This window comes from Marinagarivorans sp. (genome assembly GCF_982758155.1).
The window spans coordinates 12,205-33,104 of the sequence record NZ_CEXWTU010000009.1; the positions used below are offsets into that span (position 1 = coordinate 12,205).

The 20,900-nt window shown below is 46.1% G+C and carries 20 protein-coding genes; 16 read left to right on the forward strand and 4 right to left on the reverse strand.

Annotation, left to right across the window (positions count from 1 at the left end):
- Positions 1–101 precede the first annotated feature (101 nt).
- The 9 genes from lgt (at position 102) to AC3A8L_RS02250 (ending at position 7,859) form a co-directional block, all read left to right on the forward strand.
- Positions 102–980 carry a prolipoprotein diacylglyceryl transferase gene (gene lgt, locus AC3A8L_RS02210; RefSeq protein ID WP_487960587.1) on the forward strand — a complete coding sequence of 293 codons (879 nt, stop codon included), beginning with the start codon at positions 102–104 and terminating at the stop codon, positions 978–980.
- A 3-nt stretch (positions 981–983) separates the two neighbouring features.
- Positions 984–1,817, forward strand: a complete 834-nt coding sequence (locus AC3A8L_RS02215) for a thymidylate synthase (protein WP_487960588.1) — start codon at positions 984–986, stop codon at positions 1,815–1,817.
- A gap of 13 nt (positions 1,818–1,830) precedes the next feature.
- Positions 1,831–2,337: a dihydrofolate reductase gene (locus tag AC3A8L_RS02220; RefSeq protein ID WP_487960589.1), complete on the forward strand. Its 507-nt coding sequence runs from the start codon at positions 1,831–1,833 to the stop codon at positions 2,335–2,337.
- A gap of 299 nt (positions 2,338–2,636) precedes the next feature.
- Positions 2,637–3,422, forward strand: a complete 786-nt coding sequence (locus AC3A8L_RS02225; RefSeq protein WP_487960590.1) for a DUF3450 domain-containing protein — start codon at positions 2,637–2,639, stop codon at positions 3,420–3,422.
- Positions 3,419–4,789, forward strand: a complete 1,371-nt coding sequence (locus tag AC3A8L_RS02230) for a MotA/TolQ/ExbB proton channel family protein (protein WP_487960591.1) — start codon at positions 3,419–3,421, stop codon at positions 4,787–4,789. Before AC3A8L_RS02225 ends, AC3A8L_RS02230 begins: the two co-directional genes overlap by 4 nt.
- 12 nt (positions 4,790–4,801) lie before the next feature.
- Positions 4,802–5,329 carry a MotA/TolQ/ExbB proton channel family protein gene (locus AC3A8L_RS02235; protein WP_487960592.1) on the forward strand — a complete coding sequence of 176 codons (528 nt, stop codon included), beginning with the start codon at positions 4,802–4,804 and terminating at the stop codon, positions 5,327–5,329.
- Between the two features lie 81 nt (positions 5,330–5,410).
- Positions 5,411–5,812 (forward strand): ExbD/TolR family protein, encoded by a 402-nt coding sequence (locus AC3A8L_RS02240; protein WP_487960593.1) that lies wholly within the window; start codon positions 5,411–5,413, stop codon positions 5,810–5,812.
- Between the two features lie 11 nt (positions 5,813–5,823).
- On the forward strand, positions 5,824–6,426 hold the full coding sequence (locus tag AC3A8L_RS02245; protein ID WP_487960594.1) for an energy transducer TonB: 603 nt from the start codon (positions 5,824–5,826) through the stop codon (positions 6,424–6,426).
- 23 nt (positions 6,427–6,449) lie between these two features.
- Positions 6,450–7,859, forward strand: a complete 1,410-nt coding sequence (locus AC3A8L_RS02250; protein WP_487960595.1) for a tetratricopeptide repeat protein — start codon at positions 6,450–6,452, stop codon at positions 7,857–7,859.
- An 83-nt stretch (positions 7,860–7,942) separates the two neighbouring features.
- On the opposite strand, the gene AC3A8L_RS02255 is transcribed toward AC3A8L_RS02250, so the two are convergent.
- On the reverse strand, positions 7,943–8,578 hold the full coding sequence (locus tag AC3A8L_RS02255; protein ID WP_487960596.1) for a response regulator transcription factor: 636 nt from the start codon (positions 8,576–8,578) through the stop codon (positions 7,943–7,945).
- A 61-nt stretch (positions 8,579–8,639) separates the two neighbouring features.
- On the opposite strand from AC3A8L_RS02255, the gene AC3A8L_RS02260 reads away from it, so the two are divergent.
- The 3 genes from AC3A8L_RS02260 (at position 8,640) to AC3A8L_RS02270 (ending at position 12,746) form a co-directional block, all read left to right on the forward strand.
- A complete protein-coding gene (locus AC3A8L_RS02260) occupies positions 8,640–10,547 on the forward strand; it encodes a sensor histidine kinase (protein ID WP_487960597.1) in 1,908 nt (635 codons plus the stop codon).
- A gap of 171 nt (positions 10,548–10,718) precedes the next feature.
- Positions 10,719–10,850: a hypothetical protein gene (locus tag AC3A8L_RS02265; protein ID WP_487960598.1), complete on the forward strand. Its 132-nt coding sequence runs from the start codon at positions 10,719–10,721 to the stop codon at positions 10,848–10,850.
- Between the two features lie 597 nt (positions 10,851–11,447).
- Positions 11,448–12,746, forward strand: coding sequence for a GGDEF domain-containing protein (locus AC3A8L_RS02270; RefSeq protein WP_487960599.1), 1,299 nt, complete (start codon positions 11,448–11,450; stop codon positions 12,744–12,746).
- A 25-nt stretch (positions 12,747–12,771) separates the two neighbouring features.
- Here the strand turns inward: AC3A8L_RS02270 and AC3A8L_RS02275 are convergent, their stop codons facing one another.
- The 3 genes from AC3A8L_RS02275 to AC3A8L_RS02285 form a co-directional block, all read right to left on the reverse strand.
- A complete protein-coding gene (locus tag AC3A8L_RS02275; protein ID WP_487960600.1) occupies positions 12,772–13,017 on the reverse strand; it encodes a hypothetical protein in 246 nt (81 codons plus the stop codon).
- Between the two features lie 391 nt (positions 13,018–13,408).
- Positions 13,409–14,002 carry a response regulator gene (locus AC3A8L_RS02280; RefSeq protein ID WP_487960601.1) on the reverse strand — a complete coding sequence of 198 codons (594 nt, stop codon included), beginning with the start codon at positions 14,000–14,002 and terminating at the stop codon, positions 13,409–13,411.
- A 344-nt stretch (positions 14,003–14,346) separates the two neighbouring features.
- Positions 14,347–14,736, reverse strand: a complete 390-nt coding sequence (locus AC3A8L_RS02285) for a hypothetical protein (protein ID WP_487960602.1) — start codon at positions 14,734–14,736, stop codon at positions 14,347–14,349.
- Between the two features lie 25 nt (positions 14,737–14,761).
- On the opposite strand from AC3A8L_RS02285, the gene AC3A8L_RS02290 reads away from it, so the two are divergent.
- The 4 genes from AC3A8L_RS02290 (at position 14,762) to dbpA (ending at position 20,877) form a co-directional block, all read left to right on the forward strand.
- Entirely contained in the window at positions 14,762–17,503 is a 2,742-nt protein-coding gene (locus AC3A8L_RS02290; RefSeq protein WP_487960603.1) for a hypothetical protein, read from the forward strand.
- 12 nt (positions 17,504–17,515) lie between these two features.
- Positions 17,516–18,787 (forward strand): DUF1501 domain-containing protein, encoded by a 1,272-nt coding sequence (locus AC3A8L_RS02295; protein WP_487960604.1) that lies wholly within the window; start codon positions 17,516–17,518, stop codon positions 18,785–18,787.
- 142 nt (positions 18,788–18,929) lie between these two features.
- A complete protein-coding gene (locus AC3A8L_RS02300) occupies positions 18,930–19,418 on the forward strand; it encodes a TrmH family RNA methyltransferase (protein WP_487960605.1) in 489 nt (162 codons plus the stop codon).
- Between the two features lie 58 nt (positions 19,419–19,476).
- On the forward strand, positions 19,477–20,877 hold the full coding sequence (gene dbpA / locus AC3A8L_RS02305) for an ATP-dependent RNA helicase DbpA (RefSeq protein ID WP_487960606.1): 1,401 nt from the start codon (positions 19,477–19,479) through the stop codon (positions 20,875–20,877).
- Positions 20,878–20,900 lie beyond the last annotated feature (23 nt).

A 20,900-nucleotide genomic window follows, 5' to 3' on the forward strand; every position in this document is an offset into this window, starting at 1 on the left:
ATCCTCTATGATGCCTCACCTTTACGTGCCTATCATTATTCCTGCCGTGTTTGATCGCGCGCGTTTTCTTGACTGAAACTTGACCCTCTTAAGGATGCTTTATGCTCACTTATCCAGAATTTGATCCGGTGGCCTTCACTGTATTTGAGTCACTCACGGTCTTTGGCAGTACCTTTGGGCCTCTGCAAGTGCATTGGTATGGCTTGATGTACCTGTTTGGCTTTGCTGCTTGCTGGGGCCTGGGTATGTACCGTTCGCGCAAGGCTCATTATGTGGTGCATGCGCGGCAAATGGATGACTTGTTATTTTACGTGGCTATGGGGGTGGTGTTAGGCGCTCGCGTTGGCTATGTCTTGCTCTATCACTTTACTGAATTTGTGGCTGACCCAGCCATGATTATTCGCGTATGGGATGGCGGAATGTCTTTTCACGGTGGTCTCTTAGGGGTTATTACTGCAACATTGTTGTATTGTCGTAAAGTGAATCAAAACTTTTTCGATGTTATCGATTTTTTTGCGCCCTTTGTGCCGATAGCACTAGGCTTGGGGCGTATGGGCAACTTTATCGGCGGTGAGCTTTATGGACGCGCCACTGATTTACCCTGGGCCATGGTCTTTCCAAAGGATCCTGAGCAACTTGCGCGTCACCCTTCCCAGCTGTATCAAATGTTTTTTGAAGGCGCGGTCTTGTTTACGATTCTATTTTGGTTCTCTCAAAAACCTCGCCCCCGTGCTGCCGTAAGCGCCTTATTTGTGTTTTTGTACGGCTGCGTTCGTTTTGGCGTTGAGTTTGTTCGTCAGCCTGATTCCCATATAACGTTCTTATTGTTTGGCTGGATGACGCGAGGTCAGATTTTATGCGTACCCATGCTATTAATTGGCGGGGGCGTATTTATTTGGGCGATGAAGCGGCAAAACTACGGTCCAGGAAAAGAGTTAGAGGCTGAGAAAAAGCCTGAAGCAAAGGCTAAGAAGGGGTAGGTCATGCAGCAATATTTAGAACTGATGCGCCACGTCCGCGATACTGGCGTGGTTAAATCCGATCGAACGGGTACTGGAACCAAAAGTGTATTTGGTTACCAAATGCGCTTTGATTTGGCTAAAGGTTTTCCGTTAGTTACAACCAAAAAATGTCATTTACGATCTATTATTCACGAGCTTTTGTGGTTCTTACGCGGTGATACAAACATTGCTTATCTGAAAGAAAATGGCGTCCGGATCTGGGATGAATGGGCTGACGATAACGGTGATTTGGGGCCGGTTTATGGCGCACAATGGCGTAGTTGGCCTACGGTCGATGGCGGCGCTATCGATCAAATTGCTGACGTCATTGAGCAAATTAAAACTAAGCCTGATTCCAGGCGTCTCATTGTGTCGGCTTGGAATCCAACATTCTTGCCTGATGAGGGACGAAAACCTAGCGATAATGCAGCTGAGGGCCGTATGGCACTCCCTCCATGCCATACCTTGTTTCAGTTCTATGTGTTGGATGGAAAGCTATCCTGCCAGCTGTATCAGCGTAGTGCCGATATTTTATTGGGAGTCCCCTTTAATATCGCTTCTTATGCGTTACTGACGATGATGGTTGCACAGGTGACAAATTTAGCTGTTGGTGATTTTATTCATACATTTGGTGATGCGCATCTGTACTCAAATCATTTGGAACAGGTGGATCTTCAATTGACTCGAGAGCCATTCCCCTTGCCTGCTATGCAGATAAATCCTGCGGTTAAGGACATTTTTGCATTCACTTTTGATGACTTTGAGCTCCAGAATTACGAGTGTCATCCGCCCATATCTGCACCTATAGCGGTATAACAGGAGAGAAGTTATGGTTCCTATTGCACTGATGGTAGCGATGGCGAGTAACCGTTGCATAGGTCAAGACAATGCCTTGCCTTGGCACTTACCGGAAGATTTAAAACATTTCAAAAAAACGACAACGGCGAAGCCCATTATTATGGGGCGCAAAACTTATGATTCGATTGGTCGGCCCTTACCGGGGCGTCAAAATATCGTGATAACACGTAGTGACAGCTGGTCCGCTAAGGGCGTTACCGCCGTTACAGGTTTGCAGCTGGCCTTGGATGCTGCTCAAAAGGCGGCGGTGACCATGAATGCTGATGAAATTATATGCATTGGTGGGGCGCAAATCTACGGGGCAATGTTGCCGATGGTGTCGCGCATGTATTTAACGCGCGTTGATGCTGTGGTTGATGGGGATGCCTTTTTCCCCGAGTACAATGGCGACGATTGGACGTGTATTTCGAAAGTTCAATATAAATCCAATGAAAGTAATCCGTACGACTATACTTTTGAATGCTGGGATAAAAAATAAGCTGTCAGTGCATACGTTGCGGTGGTGTCGGATATTTTTGCTTCGGGGTTGTTACTAAAGTGTTACCCTTTGGTTTTAAAGTGTTACCAAAGGTTAATATATTGCACGGGCTTGCGAGACAAGCCATAAACCCGTTGAATAAAGCTCTTACCTCCTTTTAAAATGCTCGACGCTTAGTTGTTGCCAAGTCGACTTCACGATTTTCAGCTCAGTGGAAATTTGCCTGTCTTATTTCTAAAATAAGCAGGTAAGCTCTGTAGCAACATTTCAAATCATGCATGCGCCCGATTGGGGGGAATATGAAAAAGCAGCGAATGAAAGCTGTGGCCCTGTCCACAGTGATTTCAGCCGGAGCGCTTCTGGCTGGCGCCGCACAGGCAGATCAAACTTTAAATAGTATTTTGTCAGTTGGACAGTCAAAAGTTGATGCCGCTCGTGTATCACAAGTCCGAATTAACAAGTTACAAGACCAAACCAGCGACCTGATTGTTCAATTCAAGCAAGAGAACAAACAAATTGAAGGTTTGCGTGTATATAACAAGCAAATGGAAAAGCAACTCGATGCGCAGCGTGCTGCACTAGCCGAGTTGGATGATGCCATTGCCAACGTTACTGTTATTCAGCGCGAAGTACCGCCGCTGATAATTCGCATGTTAGATGCGATGGAACAGTTTGTTGAGTTAGACGCACCTTACAAAAAAGAATTACGTTTAGAGCGCATCGTGAAGCAGCGAGCGAACTTGGATAGCGCGAAGATTACTGTCGCTGAAAAATTCCGCCAAGTGGTTGCGCTCTACAATATTGAAGCTGAATATGCGCGTAAAGTGGACAGCTACCCTGAAAGCATCACTCTTGATGGACAAGAGTTAGACGGCAGTATTCTTGCTGTTGGTCGTGTCTCTCTTATGTTCCAAACAGCGGATCGTTCTGTAACTGCTGCATGGGATCGCGGATTGAATAAATGGGCAGCCTTACCGGCTGATGAGTACGCTGATACCGTGTATACCGGTATACGTATGGCTCAGAAGAAAGTATCTAACGGTATTCTTGCCTTGCCAGTTCACGCTCCGGAGGCTGCACAATGAAATCGCTCTACAAACACATAATGGCCGTAGTGGCTGGTGGTGCTTTTTGTGCAATGAGTACTGTCTCTTTTGCGCAAGACGAAAAAGCTACTTCGCTTGATCAACTTTTGCAAATGATGAAAAACAGCAAAGTTTCTGAGACACGTGAGCACAAGCAGCGTGAATCAGAATTCTTGTCTCAAAAGAACAATCGTTCAAATCTTCTGGCGCAAGCTAAAGCAACACGTGTTGCCGAAGAGAAGCGTTCTGCTGAGCTAGAGGCTAGTTACACAGCGCAAGATCTTGATATTAAAGCTAAGCGTGAGCAGCTGGATGAGAGCCTTGGTGCGCTAAAAGAACTTTTTGGTCACTTAAGTTCAGCGGCCGATGATTACCGTGCAGGTCTTGGTAATTCATTGGTTAGTGTTCAGTTTCCGGGTCGTCAGCAGTTTGCTCTTGATCTTATCGAGAAAATGAACAGTGAAACTAAGCTGCCTACCGTTGCTGAAATAGAAAAACTTTTCTACGAAATTCAGTTTGAAACAGTACAAGCCGGTAAAGTTGTTAAGTTTACAACAACAGTATCTGATGCAGCGGGTACTGCAGGCCAGCGTGAAGTTGTGCGTATTGGTAACTACGGTGTTTTGTCTAACGGAGAGTATTTGTTCTTCGAAAAAGGCGGCATCACCGTACCACCTCGTCAACCTGGTGAGCTAGCTGATCCAGACGTGGTTCAGTCTGCATCTGGCGGATTAGTTGCTGCCTCTGTGGATCCTACATTGCCTTTGGGTGGCCAAATCATGCAAATCATGATCGACCGTCCTGACCTTGAGCAACGAATCGAGCAAGGTGGATTAGTCGGTAAGATTATTCTGTTTGGTCTTGGCGGTGTTGGCTTTCTGTTAAGCATCTGGAAGTTGATTTCTTTGACTTTAATTGGCGCTAAAGTTAGCGGGCAGTTAAAAGCCAAGAAAGCTAAAACCAACAATCCACTGGGCCGAGTACTCAAAATTGCTGAGGACAACCCAGGTATTGATGGTGAATCTCTAGAGTTGAAACTAGAAGAAGCCGTGCTTAAAGAGCGCCCGAGTATTGAAAGTGGCTTAAACATGGTGAAGATTGTATCCATGGTAGCGCCGTTGATGGGACTGCTGGGTACAGTAGTAGGTATGATTCAAACCTTCCAGGCGATTACAGACTTTGGTGCAGGTGATCCTAAGTTAATGGCTGGCGGTATTTCTGGAGCCTTGGTAACAACGGTTCTAGGCCTTGTGGTTGCGATCCCTACGGTATTCCTCCACACCATCTTGAGTGGTAAAGCTAAGCGCATCATTCATACCCTCGAAGAGCAAAGTGCTGGCTTAATTGCTGAAAAATCAGAGCGCTAAGAGGACGCCATAATGAATGACGTAATAGCAGCATTATCGACCGTCGAGACATTCGTTGATTCGGGTGGTCCAATCTTGATGGTAATTGCGGCAGTTACTTGTGTCATGTGGACGTTAATCTTTGAACGTTTATGGTTTTACAAGGCTACGCTTCGTAACACTGTAAACGGTACCGTTAAGCGCTGGGATGCGCGTCCCGAGAGAAAATCTTGGAATGCGCATCAAATCCGTATCGCGATGATTTCGCGTGTAACTGAGCAGATTCGACTCAACTTAGATGTTATTGGCACCTTGGTTGCGTTGTGTCCTTTGTTTGGTTTGTTAGGTACGGTTGTGGGTATGATCGAAGTCTTTAATGTTCTTGCGACCTCTGGCGGTGCGGATGCTAAATCCATGGCCGGCGGGGTAAAACAAGCAACTATTCCCACTATGGCTGGTATGGTGGCGGCGATTTCTGGTGTATTTGGAAGTACCATTGTTAACCAAATAGCCAACCGCGAAAGCCAACTGCTTGAAGATCACATGACAATGGATCATTGATCCCGACTGTATTGATCTGAGCCGTAATAGCGGCCGAGGTAACTCGGCCGGTTTAATAGGCCGATATAAAAGAGAGTAGCCATGAGCAGACAAAATTCCGCTACCGATGAAGAAGCCGGCGCCATTGATTTAACGCCAATGCTAGACGTGGTTTTTATCATGTTGATTTTCTTTATCGTGACGGCGACCTTTATTAAAGAGCCGGGTGTTGAAATTGAGCGTCCAGACGCCACAACATCCGATTATAAAAATTCTAAGATCCTTATCGCCGTTGATAACGACGACAAAATATGGATTGATAAGAATGAAATTGATGAGGCTTTGGTAAAAGATCAGATCGAGTTATTGATTGCTGAAAACCCCAAGAGCCCTGTTGTGATTCAAGCTGATAGTAAATCAACTATTAAAATGCTCAACATCGTGGCGCAAAAAGCCCGCGAAGTCGGCGTGGCTGATATCTCTATAGCAACTAATAAGCAATAAGGACTAAGCCCATGAGTATGGTGAGATTCATATTTTCAGGTGCATTAGCGGCGGTTGTAACTGCTGCTCTAGTCCTGTTAATGCACGTTCTGATTCAAACAAATATCCAGGCGCCTGGTGAAGTAAAGCAGTACAAGATTCCTGACATGGTAATGCCTGATCGCGAAATAATGACTGAATATGATACCAGCAAGCCCGATCGCCCCGATGAAGTGGATGAGCCGCCACCCGAAATGCCTGAAATGGATTTTGATGTTCCGGAAACATCTAACGAAGGTATTAATATCGTTGGCCCTAAAATTGATAAGCCAAAAGTTGCTGGCCCTGGTGGGTTTGGTGGCGATGGAGAGATGATTCCAATTACTAAGATTGCTGCACAATACCCTTCGCGCGCATTAAGCCGAGGTATTGAGGGCTATTGCACCATTGGATATACAGTGACTGAAATCGGGACTACAGCTGACCACGTCGCTGTTGACTGCCCTGAAAAGGTATTTGTACGCTCTTCAATTAAGGCTGCCGGCAAATTCAAATATAAGCCGCGCGTTGTAGATGGTACGGCGATCAGTGTTCCTGGCGTTCAGAACCGTTTCATTTTTGAAATGCAAAAGTAGGGTGAGGTAATTAGGTGAATACTATGCGTTTGAAAAAAACCTTGAACCGCACGCTATTGTGCAGCGCTTTGTCTTCTGCATTATTTGCAGGCGGTGCGGTTATTGTGCCTTCTGTGAGTTTTGCGGAGTCTTTTCCGGGATGCGGAACTGAGCCTGTAAAGCCCCGTCGTTTACCGGCGTTAGGTCAGAAGTTATTTAAAAAATTAGCGCCTGTGGATGAGATGATCAGCCCAGAGGAAGACCCTGCAACGGGTGTAGTCCCTGAGCCAAATTTCAAAGAAGGGTGGAAACGACTACAAAAGATTGTAAATCGTTGCGATGACTGTAATCCTTACGAGCAAGCGCAACTGTATAATCGTGCTGCATATGTCAATTATTCTCTAGAGAATACTAAAGGCGCCATTTCGTATTATGAAAAAATGGTTGGATTGTCGCCAAATATCCCCTTGTCGCTTGAGCAGCAAAGCTTGTTTACTACTGCGCAATTAAAAGCTTCGCTAGAAGACTATAAGGGCGCTATGGCGTCGTTTAATCAATGGGAAAAAACTTGTCCTCGGATTATCCCAACTGATTATTACTACATGTTGGCGCAGATTTACTATCAAATGGATGATAAAAAGTCTGCATTAAGTTTTGCTAGTAAAGCTGTGAAAAAAGTTGAAGAGAAAGGTTCTGTGCCGAAGGAAAGTTGGTACCGCCTAGAGATGGCACTTTATGTCGATAAAGAAGCTTTTAAAACGGCTACTCTTGTTGCTGAAAAAATCGCTGTTAATTATCCAAAGCCTAAGAATATCTCTCAGTTGGCGGGTTTATATGGCTTAATTGGTAGTGAGAAAAAGCAACGCGGCCTATTGGATGCGCTGAATGTTTTGGGTGCTATAGATAAGGCATCTCAGGTTCGAAACTTAGCCTCATTGTATCAATCAGCTGAAGCGCCTTACCTTGCAGCTAAAGTACTTAAAGCGCATCTTAAGAAAGGTACTTTGCCGCGCAATGCCAAAAACCTAGAATATTTGGGTGCTGCATTACGCCAGTCTCAGGAGATTAAAGAATCTATTCCTGTGATGGCGGAAGCGGCTAAGAAAGCTAAAGATGGCAAACTGTACGCGCAATTATCGGCTATTTATCTTGACGCTGAGGATTATAAAAAATCTATAGATGCCGCCAATCAAGCACTCAAAAAGGGAGGGCTCAAGTATCCCGGCGAACCGCATTTTTATAAAGGTAATGCTGAGATGCAGTTGAAGCGCTTTGGTTCAGCGATTAAGAGTTTGAAAAAGGCGCGAAAGGATGATCGATTTGGTAAGTATGCCAGTGACCTTTTACGCTATGTTGAGTCTGAAAAAGCGCGTGAAGATGGCTTGAAAAGAGCCGCTCGTGAAGCTGAACAAGAAGCAGAGTCTCTTGATGTGTTACCTGAAGATGCCGCGTAGTTTTTAGTGCGAGCTCTTTAAAAACCCGGTAGGCAGCTACTGGGTTTTTTTTCGCCTGATGTTTTCCTGATTATGTGTCCTGGCTAGGCGCCTGCTTCTATATCTAGTATTTGCCACTTGTAACCAAGTTCTATAAGTTGCGCAATATTTCGAACGTTGGCTTTTTTGAAGAGATTTTCCCGGTGTTTTTCTGCTGTTCGGGGGGATATGTTAAGGTTTTCAGCGATCTCTTTAGTTGCGGCTCCTTGCACTAGTAATCGAAAAAGCTGGAATTCTCTTTCGGTAAAGCGTGAGTTGTCTGGGGGGAGCTTGTCTTGAATATGTTGTGAAATGGCTCTTTTGCCCGATAGTATTAGCTTTAGCGCATTTGACAGCTCTTCAGGGCTGATTTCTTTATGAAGCACGCCATCAGCCTTACTTTGTACAAGTTGGTTTAAGACGGCTCCAGACTGTGTGCCGGTTAGATAAACCAATTTTAAATCGGGGTTGCGCTGCTTAAGTAGTTGCCCTACGGCAAGTGAGTCACCACTGGGCATGTGGTAATCCATTAATACTATGTCTGGCTTATAAGTATCGACGTCATCTTTAACGGCACTCAGGGAGTCACAGGTTTTCACGACGTTATAATTCAGTGCGTGCTCTAAAAGCATGGTTAACGAGCTACGGAACAGTGCATGGTCATCGACTAAAAGTATGCGTTTAGGGTGGTGTTTAGTCATTGCTTTAACTCATAGCTCGGGATGTGGTTACAATACCGTATTTTTCAGGCAACGGTTATTTATGGCTCGTATGAGATCGCTATTACAACATTGCTGCTTGCTAATAGTCTGTTGTTTGTGTCCATTGGCTTCACTCGGCCATGTATGGCCTGAAAATGAAGTTAACCTAATAGCTGATGGCTTTAGTCTTCCCGCCGCAGAGCAAGTTAATTATTGGCCAGACCCTGATGGCGTTGACCCGCATAGCGCGTTTGAAAGCGGACAATTTAAGGCTATAGGCAGTGATAAGTTCACGTTCTTTGCTAAGAAGCATTGGTATACGCTGTTGCTTAACAACTCTACAGATTCTGTGGCGAATTACTTTTTGGCAACAGGGCTTCCTAGTACGCCTATGATTCGAGCTTACTGGGTTGATGACGATGGCATCAATGAGCATTTCACTTCTTTGGCGAGTGACCCCTTTAGTGCCCGCGCGCTCTTATACCCTCTATTATTTATTCCTATTGAGATACCTGCAAATAGCACAAGAAAACTGCTCATTGAGCATCAAAGTCTGGCTAACTATCCCTTAGCGTTGCGTGTTGTGAGTGCCGAGGACTTGCAGGGAAAAATGTCCTTTTTTACATTAGTGAGGGGGATCGTTTTTGGTGCACTATTCGTATTTTTTATTCTATTTCTTGCTCAGGCGTGTTCGACATTCAGTCCATCACTTATTTATTATTGTTGTTATATCGCGGGACTCATTTTATTAGTTGGCCAGGTTTTTGGTTACAATTTTTCCTACCTATGGCCTGATTCAGGGGCTTTTAACCAGCTGTTCACGCCCTTGATTACCGGCGTGACTTATGGTTTTTATTACTTATTTAGCGCGCATTTGTTTAACTTACGTGAAGAATTCAAGCTTCTGTATCGAATGACTATTGCTCTAGCCGCATTAGCATTTTTACTGGCGCTGGCGAATATTGTACTGGATGTTTTTTGGTTGTTGGCGGCGCTCGCACTTTTGGGGTTACCGATACCAATAATTATTGCTGTATGGGCTCGGCGCAAACGACTGACGTCGGCTAACCTTTTCTTGGCGGGTTCCGTATTACATTGCAGTTTAAGTTATTTGCTTGCACTGGAGTGCCTTGGTGTCCACCTCGGGTACAGCTATTATCTTTTTAGTTTTTTAAGTGCAGGGCAAATATTCGATTTAGGTTTATTCTCCACCGCGCTATTAATGCAGGCCAGCCAGTTGCGTAAAGCACTGCATGATCAGCTTGAGCAGCGAGTTAAAGATGCTGAAACGCTAGCCTTGGCGGAAAAAGAGCGGGCAATGATGCTGGCTGATCGTCAAGTGGAGGCTCTTAGCTTGGCATCTGCAACACACGATTTAAACCAACCTTTGGCAGCCATTCGATTTGCGTTAGCACTTGTTGATGATCAGAAAAATACGGGTGCCAAGGAGCATATTGTCAAAACACTCAATTACACGGAAGAGTTGCTAAAAAGTATGACTCAGCACGGTAAGGATGATTACGAGCTTGCGCGCCAGCAAGTGGCTGCAAGGCAAATATTTGTGCAGATTCAAAAGCGCCAAGGAGATCTGTTTCAGCAAAAAGGGCTAGATTTTCGTGTTCATCTAGGGGTCGCTGAATTCGAGTGCATGCCGGTATTGCTACAACGCATTATTGATAACTTGTTGGTGAACTCTGCGCGCTATACTGATGATGGTGGCATTTTGTTGAGCGTAAGATCTAGGCCTAAGGCTATTTTGTTGCAGGTGTGGGACACTGGTCGCGGTATGAGTCAGTCTCAAGTAGAGAGCTTTAAGCAGCCCTTTGCGCAAGGAAACCCACACTCATTGCAAGGTTTTGGCCTTGGTCTATTCATTGTAAAGACCTTGGCCGAGAAGGCGGGCTACACCTTAAGCATTCGCTCTGTGCTCGGTCGGGGCACTTGCGTCAGCGTATTACTGCCTCAATAGTCAGTTGCTTATAGTCGCATTGAATAAATAGCAGAGGTGTTTCACGTTTTGTTTGTGTTTTCTATCACAGCTTTGAGTGTGGTTTTTTGGGGTTGTCTAGAATTTGATGCGCAGCAACTTTTTAGACTTTCCTTTTAGTTAGCATGAATGCACTGATTAATGAGGTGCTTTATGTTTAGTCGCGGAATTTTGGTTAGCTCTGGTAAATTGCTGTTTCTTGCTGGGTGGGGGCTTGCTTTGGGTGCTTGCATGAACGATGCAAATGCACAAGAGTTAGCATTTGCCGTGATTGAGTTCATTTGATAAAAAGATGAATGATTGGCTGGTTACCATTTTAATGACTCTTTGGTGTCATTAAATAAAGATCTTTGGTCAGCAACATTATAGATAGTGGTACTTAAAAGGAGGCTTAATGCCTCCTTTTTTGCGTTTTTAGCGTTTTTAGCGTGTAAATATTCGCTGTCAATAACACCCTTATTTGTATTTTTATCTCCTATGGGTGGCAGTCTTGGTTAGTTAAGACTACCTTAAAGGTTTAATCTACACATTAATCGAGGGTGTTCTCGGTTTTCGCCATTGAGCGAAGAGGCCTGCAGGGGCGTAGGTTAATAGAATAACGCATTGGGACGGCTTTCTTACCGAGGTTTGTAATGCTTTGGGCAGCGAAGGTAAGTGGGTCGCAATCAAGCATTCGCGGATGAAAAATTGTTTCCTTGTCCCTTAGGGGCGAGCACTGAATAAGTTACTGGAATTTGGGTTTTGGGGTGCTTGCTTGACGAGGCGAAAATATGGCGTAATAGCCGGCTATTGCAAATATTTTTAACGAAGGCAAGCGTGCAGCCAGGAATTCAAAAACGGGAAGTTATTTAATGCACGCCCCTTATGTTGGAGGTTTGGAGTATGGCTTTGGTATCTCCATCACGTATTCGCGTTACCGCGATTGCTCTAACTGTTGCAGCAATGGTACTGCATTACGTCCTGCCGCCTAAACACATTGTTATTCACCCAGCTAGTAATAATGCGATGACTATTTACAGCGATGGTGAGTGGAATGGCGAGTCTGAAGCGAAGTGGTTAGATGAAAAAAATACGCGCTGGCTCTGCAGTCTTAAGCGTAGCCCTGCGCACCCGGTTTGCGGGCTATCCGTGCACTTGAATGATACCGAGAGGGAGTCTGTTAATGCGCGCGGCTTTTCTAGTTTGCGCGTTAAGCTTCGCTACAAGGGGCCGGGCAATACGCTGCGTATTTATATGCGTAACTTTGATGGTTTACATGGGGTTAAAGAAAATCGAGACACGCATAAATTTATGCATGTCAATATTCCCACGAATGACTTTGGTGATTTTGTCGAGTCCTATACGACAGAAGTATCGTTGTCTGAATTTCAGGTGGCGGATTGGTGGCGGGACGAATTTAAAGTGGATAGAAATAATGCGAAACCACAATTCGATCACATCACCTCATTTGGGGTCGATTTCCCATTCCCTCAGGTGATGGGGGAGAACACATTAGAGCTGGAGTCGGTAGAGTTGATCGGGGTTTGGATCAAAGCAGAAGCTTTATACTTGGGTATTATTCTAGCTTGGCTAAGCGTACTGTTTACAGAAACCACGTGGCGAATGTATCGCTGGAGAAAGGTTGCAAGAGAGAATCTTCGGCAGGTTAAAGATCTAACCAGTTATGCAGAGGAGCTGCGTGAAAAATCTGAAAAATACCGTGAGCTTTCACATATTGACAGTTTAACCGAAGTCTATAATCGCTATGGCTTTATGCAAACCTTAAAAAGCTTGTTTGGGAAGGGGGCACTTAAGGGCTGCTTATTAATTGTCGACATTGATCACTTTAAGCAAGTTAATGATAAGTTTGGGCATGTCGTAGGCGATAAAATATTATGGGAAGTTGCCAACCTTTTTTCAACGAATATTCGGAAAAGTGATATTTTTGCACGATGGGGTGGTGAAGAGTTTGTTTTGTTAGTGACGAACTATGAGTTAGAGCAGGCTAAGTCATTAGCCGAAAAATTACGAGCGCTGGTGGCTGGTCATGCTTTTAATTCAGGAAAAGCTGTTTCCATTACAGTGAGTATTGGGCTGACCTCATTTGGTAAAACTGATTCGTTGAATAGTGCTTTTATTCGTGCTGATGAAGCGCTTTATTCTGCAAAGACGAATGGGCGCAACCGCGTGTGTGATATTTAGGCCGGTTATATTGGTAGTTACGTATCTAGTTTAATGGGGGCTGGATGAATGGCTTCTGTTTTTTCTTTTTAGTGTCTTTGCTGGCTTTGGCTTCCATGGCAAGATCGTGAACACGGTTGTTTTCTTCGTGTCGGGATAGGATCGCCTGCTTTTGTGCATCCGTGGCGTGCAGGTTTTTGGGGAGTTCTGCTCCACAATACATGCAGCGTGTGGACAAACTTTGTAAAACTCTTTGTTGGCAGTTGGGGCACTGAGGCTTTATATCACTCATAAATTAATCCCTAGTCTGGTCCTTATTTGCCCTAACGTTGCATTAATTTTTGGCCCAAAATCGCTTCGCTGCTTCTATAGCAGCATTTCTAGCGTCGTACTCAATTTTTCTAGATCTCACCTAGAGTGACTAGTATCAATCCAAAAAAATCTCCGTTCAAAGCTATAAATACCACTCTAAAAGCTCCTGAACTCAAAACCTAATGCAATGTTAGGGCTTATTCATCGTTAGTGTATCGACGTTAAAGGTGTCCATGGTCATGTGGCGGGCACCTTATCGTAATGTTAAATGAATTATAAGACGTTTTTTAGGAGATAATCTAGTGTGGCGACGAGTAGTGAAAATGGAGGGGTGACTTGCGTGCGCGTTTAGCGGCGGGAAGCGTTGTGACTCAGTGTTTAGGGTTCAACACTATGGCGCCATTTTCATCTCGGTCCACTCGAGTAATGCCAGGATATTTTGACTCTAGTTCCCTGAGCTGTGCACGATGACGAGTCATGCTTCCGCTGCTTACACGCGCTTCGTCTGCCAATCTTTGTGTTTCACTTTGCTGTTCTGCGTGCGCTAGGGCTTTTTTGATGAGTATACGAAAATCTTCATTAATCCAGGGTTTGCAGACAAATTGATAAATATGCGCTTGGTTTATCGCTTCTAGAAGCATCGAGCTATCGCTAAATCCGCTCAGAATAATGCCGACACTCTGAGGTTGAACCTCGTTAATCTGGGTAAGCAGCTCCACGCCGCTCATGTGGGGCATTCTCTGGTCTGTGATGATTAAATCATACGCTTGGTGGCGGGCACTTTTTAAGGCTTCTTTGGGCGATTGAAAGCAAGTGATCATGTAGTCGTCATAAGCTAAACAACGTTCAGCCGACTTTAGAATAGATTCTTCGTCGTCTACTAACATTATGTGTTTTGCTGGCTGCGTGTCGTAGCATTCTAGGCCGTTAGCATTTTTTTCGAATTTGAAGCCAGATAAACTCATACATCATGCTCGTTCGCCAATCGGAAATATTGTGCTGTGTTTCTTTCAAATCGCAAGGCGCCCCTGTTGGCCATTTTGTAATAAAAATTTAATTCGTACTTCGTTATAAACAATAACTGTCAGAAACTATCAATTATTTGCACTCAATCGTCAATATGATTAAGCGGCTCTGTTATATCGATTTTTTCTTTAAAAAAGGTTTTTACTTTTAAAGCGAACTTAAGGGGCCTGTTGAGGATTTTTTTTGCATTTTTAAATCATATTTGTTCTTAAAATTTATTCTTTATATGAATAGCGTATTTCAGAACTGCTGACGCGTGCCTCGCCTTAACGTACACTGAGCGTCAAAGAGACTGCACGTTTTTAATTTTAATTATAATCCATTTCTCAAGTTTAATAGTGATAGCGACCATAATGAATTTATTAATAATAAATCCGCGCCGTAATGCCGTTACTTTGCTTTCCTCGATATTAATGATGGCTCTATTAGTTTCTTGTGGTGGTAATAGCGGTGATGATACTCCAGCGCCTGCTACGTCTTCGTCACCGCGGGTTGTTTCTTCGTCTTTATCTTCATCTTCGGCAATTAGCTCGAGTACGGTTTCTGCTGTCTCTTCTTCGAGTCTGGTCTCTAGCCTTGCTATGAGCTCGTCTGCAGCATTGCTCTCTTCTAGTTCTTCTATCGTTTCATCTTCTAGCGCACTATCGTCATCGAGTGCATCTGTAGTCGACACTGTATTCGCTCAATACGAAGCTTCAGTGGAAGCTCCTGTCGTACAATCGCGCTGCGTGCTATGCCATGTCAGTGGTGGGGCTTCGGGTCATACGCGTTTAGTGTTTTCAGCGGGCGCGGCGCAGGCCGAAGCTAATTTCGCGGTCGTACAAAACTTTTTGGCTGCGGTTGAGGATGGCGATACATTATTATTAACGAAAACCCAAGGTGGAGCGCTGCATCAAGGTGGCGCTGTTTTTGGCACCAGTACTGTTGAGTTCATTGCGCTAGAGTCAGTTTTGCAATTGCTTACGGGTAACACCCAGAATAGCGCTAAGGTCGGTATTTTTGAGGGGGTTGAGAATAGCTCAACAGAGCAAACGTTACGCCGCGCTGCACTTCTACTGGTGGGGCGGCTTCCCACCGCGGAAGAGTTCGCCGGCGCGCAAACAGAAACTGAATTAAAAACGGCTTTACACAACTTAATGACGGGTGATGGCTTTCATCAGTTTTTAGTGCGCGGCGCGAATGACCGTTTGCTAACGGATGCTTTCAATCAAGATTTAAACCTTGATGTACTTGAACCCAATGGCGGTTTTTACCCCACCTTGGCTGCAAAGTTTGTAGCGGCCAATCAGCAAGGGGAGCGGGATGATTTTTATGGCGATTATTACCGCCAGCTTCGCCATGGTGTAGCACACGCACCCTTAGAGTTAATTGCTTACATTGTTGAAAATGATAGGCCTTATACCGAAGTGCTAACGGCGGATTACACCTTGGCAAATTCGGCTTTAGCGCAAGTGTATAACGCCGACTGGCAAACCTTGTTTGGCGATAGCGATTTCTCGGTTTTTAAAGTGGTTCAAAACAGGGGGCAGGTCCTACACAACGGGGAATTCTCGTCAGAGTTTGTCGAGGGAGTTGGCTCTGTTATTGATAGTCATGGTGCTTTTGTGGAGTACCCGCATGCCGGCATACTGAATGAACCGGCATTTTTAAATCGCTACCCAACAACGGATACGAACCGCAATCGCGCTCGTGCTCGTTGGGCGTATTACCACTTTCTGGGTGTCGATATAGAAAAGTCTGCCGCGCGCGCGCACGACCCGGCGGCCCTTGCCGATACCAATAATCCTACGATGAATAACGCAAACTGCACCGTGTGCCATATTGCAATGGACCCTGTTGCCGCGGCGTTTCAAAACTATGGTGATGAGGGTGTATACCTCAGTAGCTGGGGTGGTTTGGATGCGCTGCCTAGAGTCTATAAAGATAGCGACTTGTATGAGCGAGGAGACACCTGGTATCGCGATGTAAGGGCGCCGGGCTTTGGCGTGTTGGCAGCGCCAGCAGAAAGCCAAGCTAATAGCTTGCAATGGCTCGCACAACAAATGGTTAGTGATGAGCGCTTCGCTGAGGCGGCGATTAAATTCTGGTGGCCAGCGTTGATGGCCGAGGGCTTAATCGCAGCACCAGAAGCGCTAGAGGACATTCACTATGCAGAGCAGCTAGCAGCTTTCGATGCCCAAAACACCTTTATACAAGCCTTGGCCGACGACTTTCGGGTGGGTATTAATGGGGGCGCTGCTTACAACCTGAAAGATGTGTTGGTCGAAATGCTAATGAGCCCCTGGTTTCGAGCGCAACAAAGTTCAGCGCCGTTAACTGAGGATCAGCAGGTTATGTTGGCCGGCGTTGGTACTGGCCGGCTACTTACGCCAGAAGAGCTCGAAGCTAAAACCTCGGCATTGTTAGGTTATGCGTGGGGCGAATCTGAAGCGCCTTGGTTGTTGGATGGTCGCTACACGCAATTATTGGATCGCTATCTAATTTATTACGGCGGTATGGATTCCTTAGGTATTACATCGCGGGCGCGCGAGCTTAATACCTTGATGTCGAATGTAGCGCTTACACAAGCGGCGTCTGTAGCTTGCGGCGCAGTGGTGTTAGATTTTAATCGTTCGCCTGCGCCCTCGATCTTTTCGTTGGTCGATCGCTACGTAACACCGGTGAGCCATGGCGCATCGCTAGAGGCGGTAACAGGAACGGCTTACGCCGAAAGCAGCGAGCATATGGTGAATATCAGAATACCGGCGGGTGAGCAGCGCGTAAGCCTACGCTTTGCTAACCCACACTGGGATGCCGACTTGGAAGAAGGTACGAACCTGATTATCACGCGCTTGCAAATACGCAATAGCAGCGGAGTGGCTGTTCTGGATGTAGCCGGTGAAGCGATAAGTACCTTGGATGGAGCCGCTTTTAGCCTTAATGATCAAGGTAATCCAACAGGGGGGCGTTTTTATGATAATGCTACAGCAGACTATAACGGCGCTATTTTGTGGGCTGGCGGCCTTTCGTTACCGGTAACCTTTGCGGCGGAAGATGAGTATTCCGTGACGGTTTCTGCATGGCGTCGCAATGTGCCTAATTACCCCGTCAATATGATGATATCTGTGGATGCGTTAGCGCCCAACAACCAGAGTTCTGGCGAGCAATCATTGCGAGCGCAGTTGGTGCGCTTGCATCAGTTGTTCTTAGGTCAAGCGCTAGCCACCGATAGTCTAGAAATCGACGCAAGTTACCAATTGCTGGTCGATACTTGGCAGTGGCGGCAGGCCAATATGCCGGAACGCGCTTACGATTGGGAAACGGAGGGTTGCGATATACCTATTCCTAATTGGTGGCAGCAGGATTGGACCAATGAACTTGCCGACACACGTTATATGCAGGGCACGTGGATATCGATGCTCATTTATTTCATGACCGATTACCACTATTTGCACGAGTAAGAGGAAGGACTAATGGCTATTAAACGTAGAGACTTACTTGCCAGCATGCATAAAATTGCTGGAGCAGTGGCTTTGGGCAGCTTGCCGACTGGGCGATTGTTTGCGGCACCAGAAGATTACAGTGGCCGCTTGTTTGTCACGGTGCAAGCTGAGGGCGCCTGGGATGTGGCCAGTTTTTGCGACCCCAAAAGCAACCCCGCGGGTGAAGGCATTATCAACACTTGGGCGCAAACGGGTGAGATTCAAACCGCCGGTAACTTGCGTTACGCCCCAGTGGGCGGCAATGCCGCATTTTTCGATAAACACTATGCAAAAATGATGGTGATTAACGGAATCGACTCGCAGACCAACTCCCATTCAACGGGTGTATTACATAACTGGAGCGGCCGTAACTCGGCAGGCTTCCCGTCGCTAACCGCGCTGTTCGCCGCAACTCATGCACCAGAACTTCCGCTCTCTTATTTGAACTATGGGGGGTATGCTGAAACAGCACGTTTAATTCGCTATACCCGCCTGAATGATGTGCGTGCGTTACTAAGCGTTCTTACGCCAAACGTTTTGCCGTGGGATCGAGAGCAAACCTTTCAGAATCCCGATATGTTAGCCATGGTAAAAGAGCATCAGCAGGCACGCTTGGATCGTTTGCGCAGTAACCCGAATAACCTTCCGCGTACGCAGTACGCCATGGATGCTTATTACAGCGCGCGACAAAATGCGAGCGGCCTTGAGGATTTTGCAGCCGTTATTCCGCCGGACGATCAACTACAAAGCAATCGTTTAATGCAGCAGATGCAAATTACTGCGTTAGCGTTTAAATCAGGTGTGGCCTGTAGTGCCGATGTCGTATTGGGTGGCTTTGATACGCACGCTGATCACGACCGCGATCAAATGCCAAAGCTGGCCGAACTCACGGCGGGCATTGATTACCTATGGGATTATGCTGAAGAGCAAGGCATTGCAGATCGTTTAACGGTACTCATCGCCAGTGATTTTGCGCGTACGCCTTGGTACAACAGCAGCGCAGGCAAAGACCATTGGTCGGTGGGCAGTGCCATTGTTATGGAGAAAAACGCGAGCTGGGGCAATCGCTTAGTCGCGGGTACTGATGACATGCAGCATGCGCTTAAAGTTGATGCCAATAGTTTGCAAGCAAGTGATGGCGGCAGTGTTATTTACCCCAAGCATATTCACCAAGCCATGCGTGATCACCTTGGGATTACTGGTTCGGCGATAGATGATGCCTTCCCATTGAGCGTAGCGGAACGCTTTAACTTTTTTAGCTGAAAATAGTCGTGGATGAAATATTGTTTCCTCGTCTCTAATGCACTAGCCGGGCTTTACAGTGTTTTTAGTCGATTTTTGCCGCAGTTGTTGTCTGTGGCAAAACGTTATACTTTCACGCCCTTAATCATTCGTTGGGCGCAGTATGAAAGCCGTAGTTATTCTCCAAAATATTGAAAAGAATACCAACCTAGGCCAGCTCATTAGAACGTGCAATGCCTTAGGTGTGGTTGAGGTCTGTGTTGTTGGCCGTAAAAAATATTCCTCTTACGGTAATAAGAACACCCACAGTACAACCCGTATTCGCCATTTCTTTGATTATCCTAGTGCCCATCAGCACTATAAAGCGAGTGGGTATCAGATTGTGGCAGTAGAAATTAGCCCGTCGTCACAATCGATTAACCAGATGCAATTTGACGAAGACACCGCCTTCATTCTGGGGAATGAAGGCCAAGGCATTCCCGCGGCAGTGTTAGCGCTTAGCGATTACTGTGTCCATATTCCGCAGTATGGTAACGGTGCTTCGGTTAACGTGAATGTGGCATGCGGGGTAGTGCTTAATACCTTTATGGCGCAAAGCGATAACTGCCCTAATGCGATAGAGCACAATAAATTTGTGGCCAGTGCTGTATAATTTATCGCCTTTCCTCGATGCTGCTTAAGCCGTTATCGACCACCTTCTATTTTCAGAGATGTCTGCTGTGTCTTCTTTTGCGAGCCTTGCGCTTAAACCCGAACTATTAAGTAATTTAGAAAGCCTTAACTACACCGAAATGACGCCGATTCAAGCGCAAAGCTTACCGGCCATATTGGCGGGTGAGGATGTGATTGGCGAGGGTAAAACGGGGTCCGGTAAAACGGCAGCATTTGGTCTGGGTATTCTTCAGCACTTAGAGGTTAAGCGTTTTCGTATTCAGACTTTAATTCTGTGCCCCACCCGTGAGCTGGCTGAGCAGGTGGCGGCCGAAATCCGCAAATTAGCGCGTGCTATTCACAATATCAAAGTGCTGTGTATTTGCGGTGGTATGCCTTTCGGCCCGCAAATCGGTTCTCTCGAGCATGGTGCTCATATTATTGTGGGTACGCCTGGTCGTATAGAAGAGCATCTGCGTAAAGGCTCGTTGGTTTTAGATCATGTTAAAAGTGTTGTGCTCGATGAAGCCGACCGCATGTTGGATATGGGCTTTCAAGAAACCTTGGATGCCATTTTGGGGTTCGCGCCACGTCAGCGGCAAACTCTGCTATTTAGTGCCACCTTCCCGAAAGAGATCGAGAGTATTGCGCGGCGCGTTATGCGTACGCCCACACGCGTTACTGTAGAGTCGCAGCATTCGAGCGACACGATTACGCAACATTTTTATAAAATAGATGATCTAGAGGGGAGTGGTGAAGAGCAGCGCTTGCATGCGATACAGCGTTTGCTGTGCGATTCTCGCCCTACCAGCGCGGTTATTTTTTGCAATACCAAGCGAGAAGTGCAAGACGTAGCCGACGGCTTGAATGCTTTGGGCTTTAGCGCAATCGCCTTGCATGGTGATTTAGAGCAGCGCGAGCGCGATCAAGCTTTGGTGCGTTTTTCCAATAAAAGTGTCTCTATTCTAGTGGCAACGGATGTCGCTGCCCGAGGGTTGGATATTGAAGCTTTGGATGCCGTAATTAATTATCAAATTTCACGTGATATTGATGTACACACGCATCGCATCGGCCGCACCGGGCGGGCAGGGCAAAAAGGTGTAGCGAGCACACTGTTTAGCCGCAAAGAAAACTTCAAAATTGAGCGCTTAAAAGAAGCCCATAATATGACGGTCGATGTGCAGCCGTTACCTCCCGAAAAAGTACTTGCTGCAGGTACTTACAAGCCCGCGATGACAACATTGCAAATTGATGGCGGCAAAAAAGACAAAGTACGGGCCGGTGATATTTTGGGCGCGCTTACCGGCAAGGATGGCATTGATGGCAAGCAGGTCGGCAAGATTAAAATCATGGATAACTGGGCTTTTGTGGCCGTGAATACTAAAGTGGCCAAAGATGCACTGAGTAAAATCGCCAACGGAAAATTGAAGGGGCGAACATTTCGAGTGCGCAGGCTATAGCTTTACCGCTCTTCGAAATTACG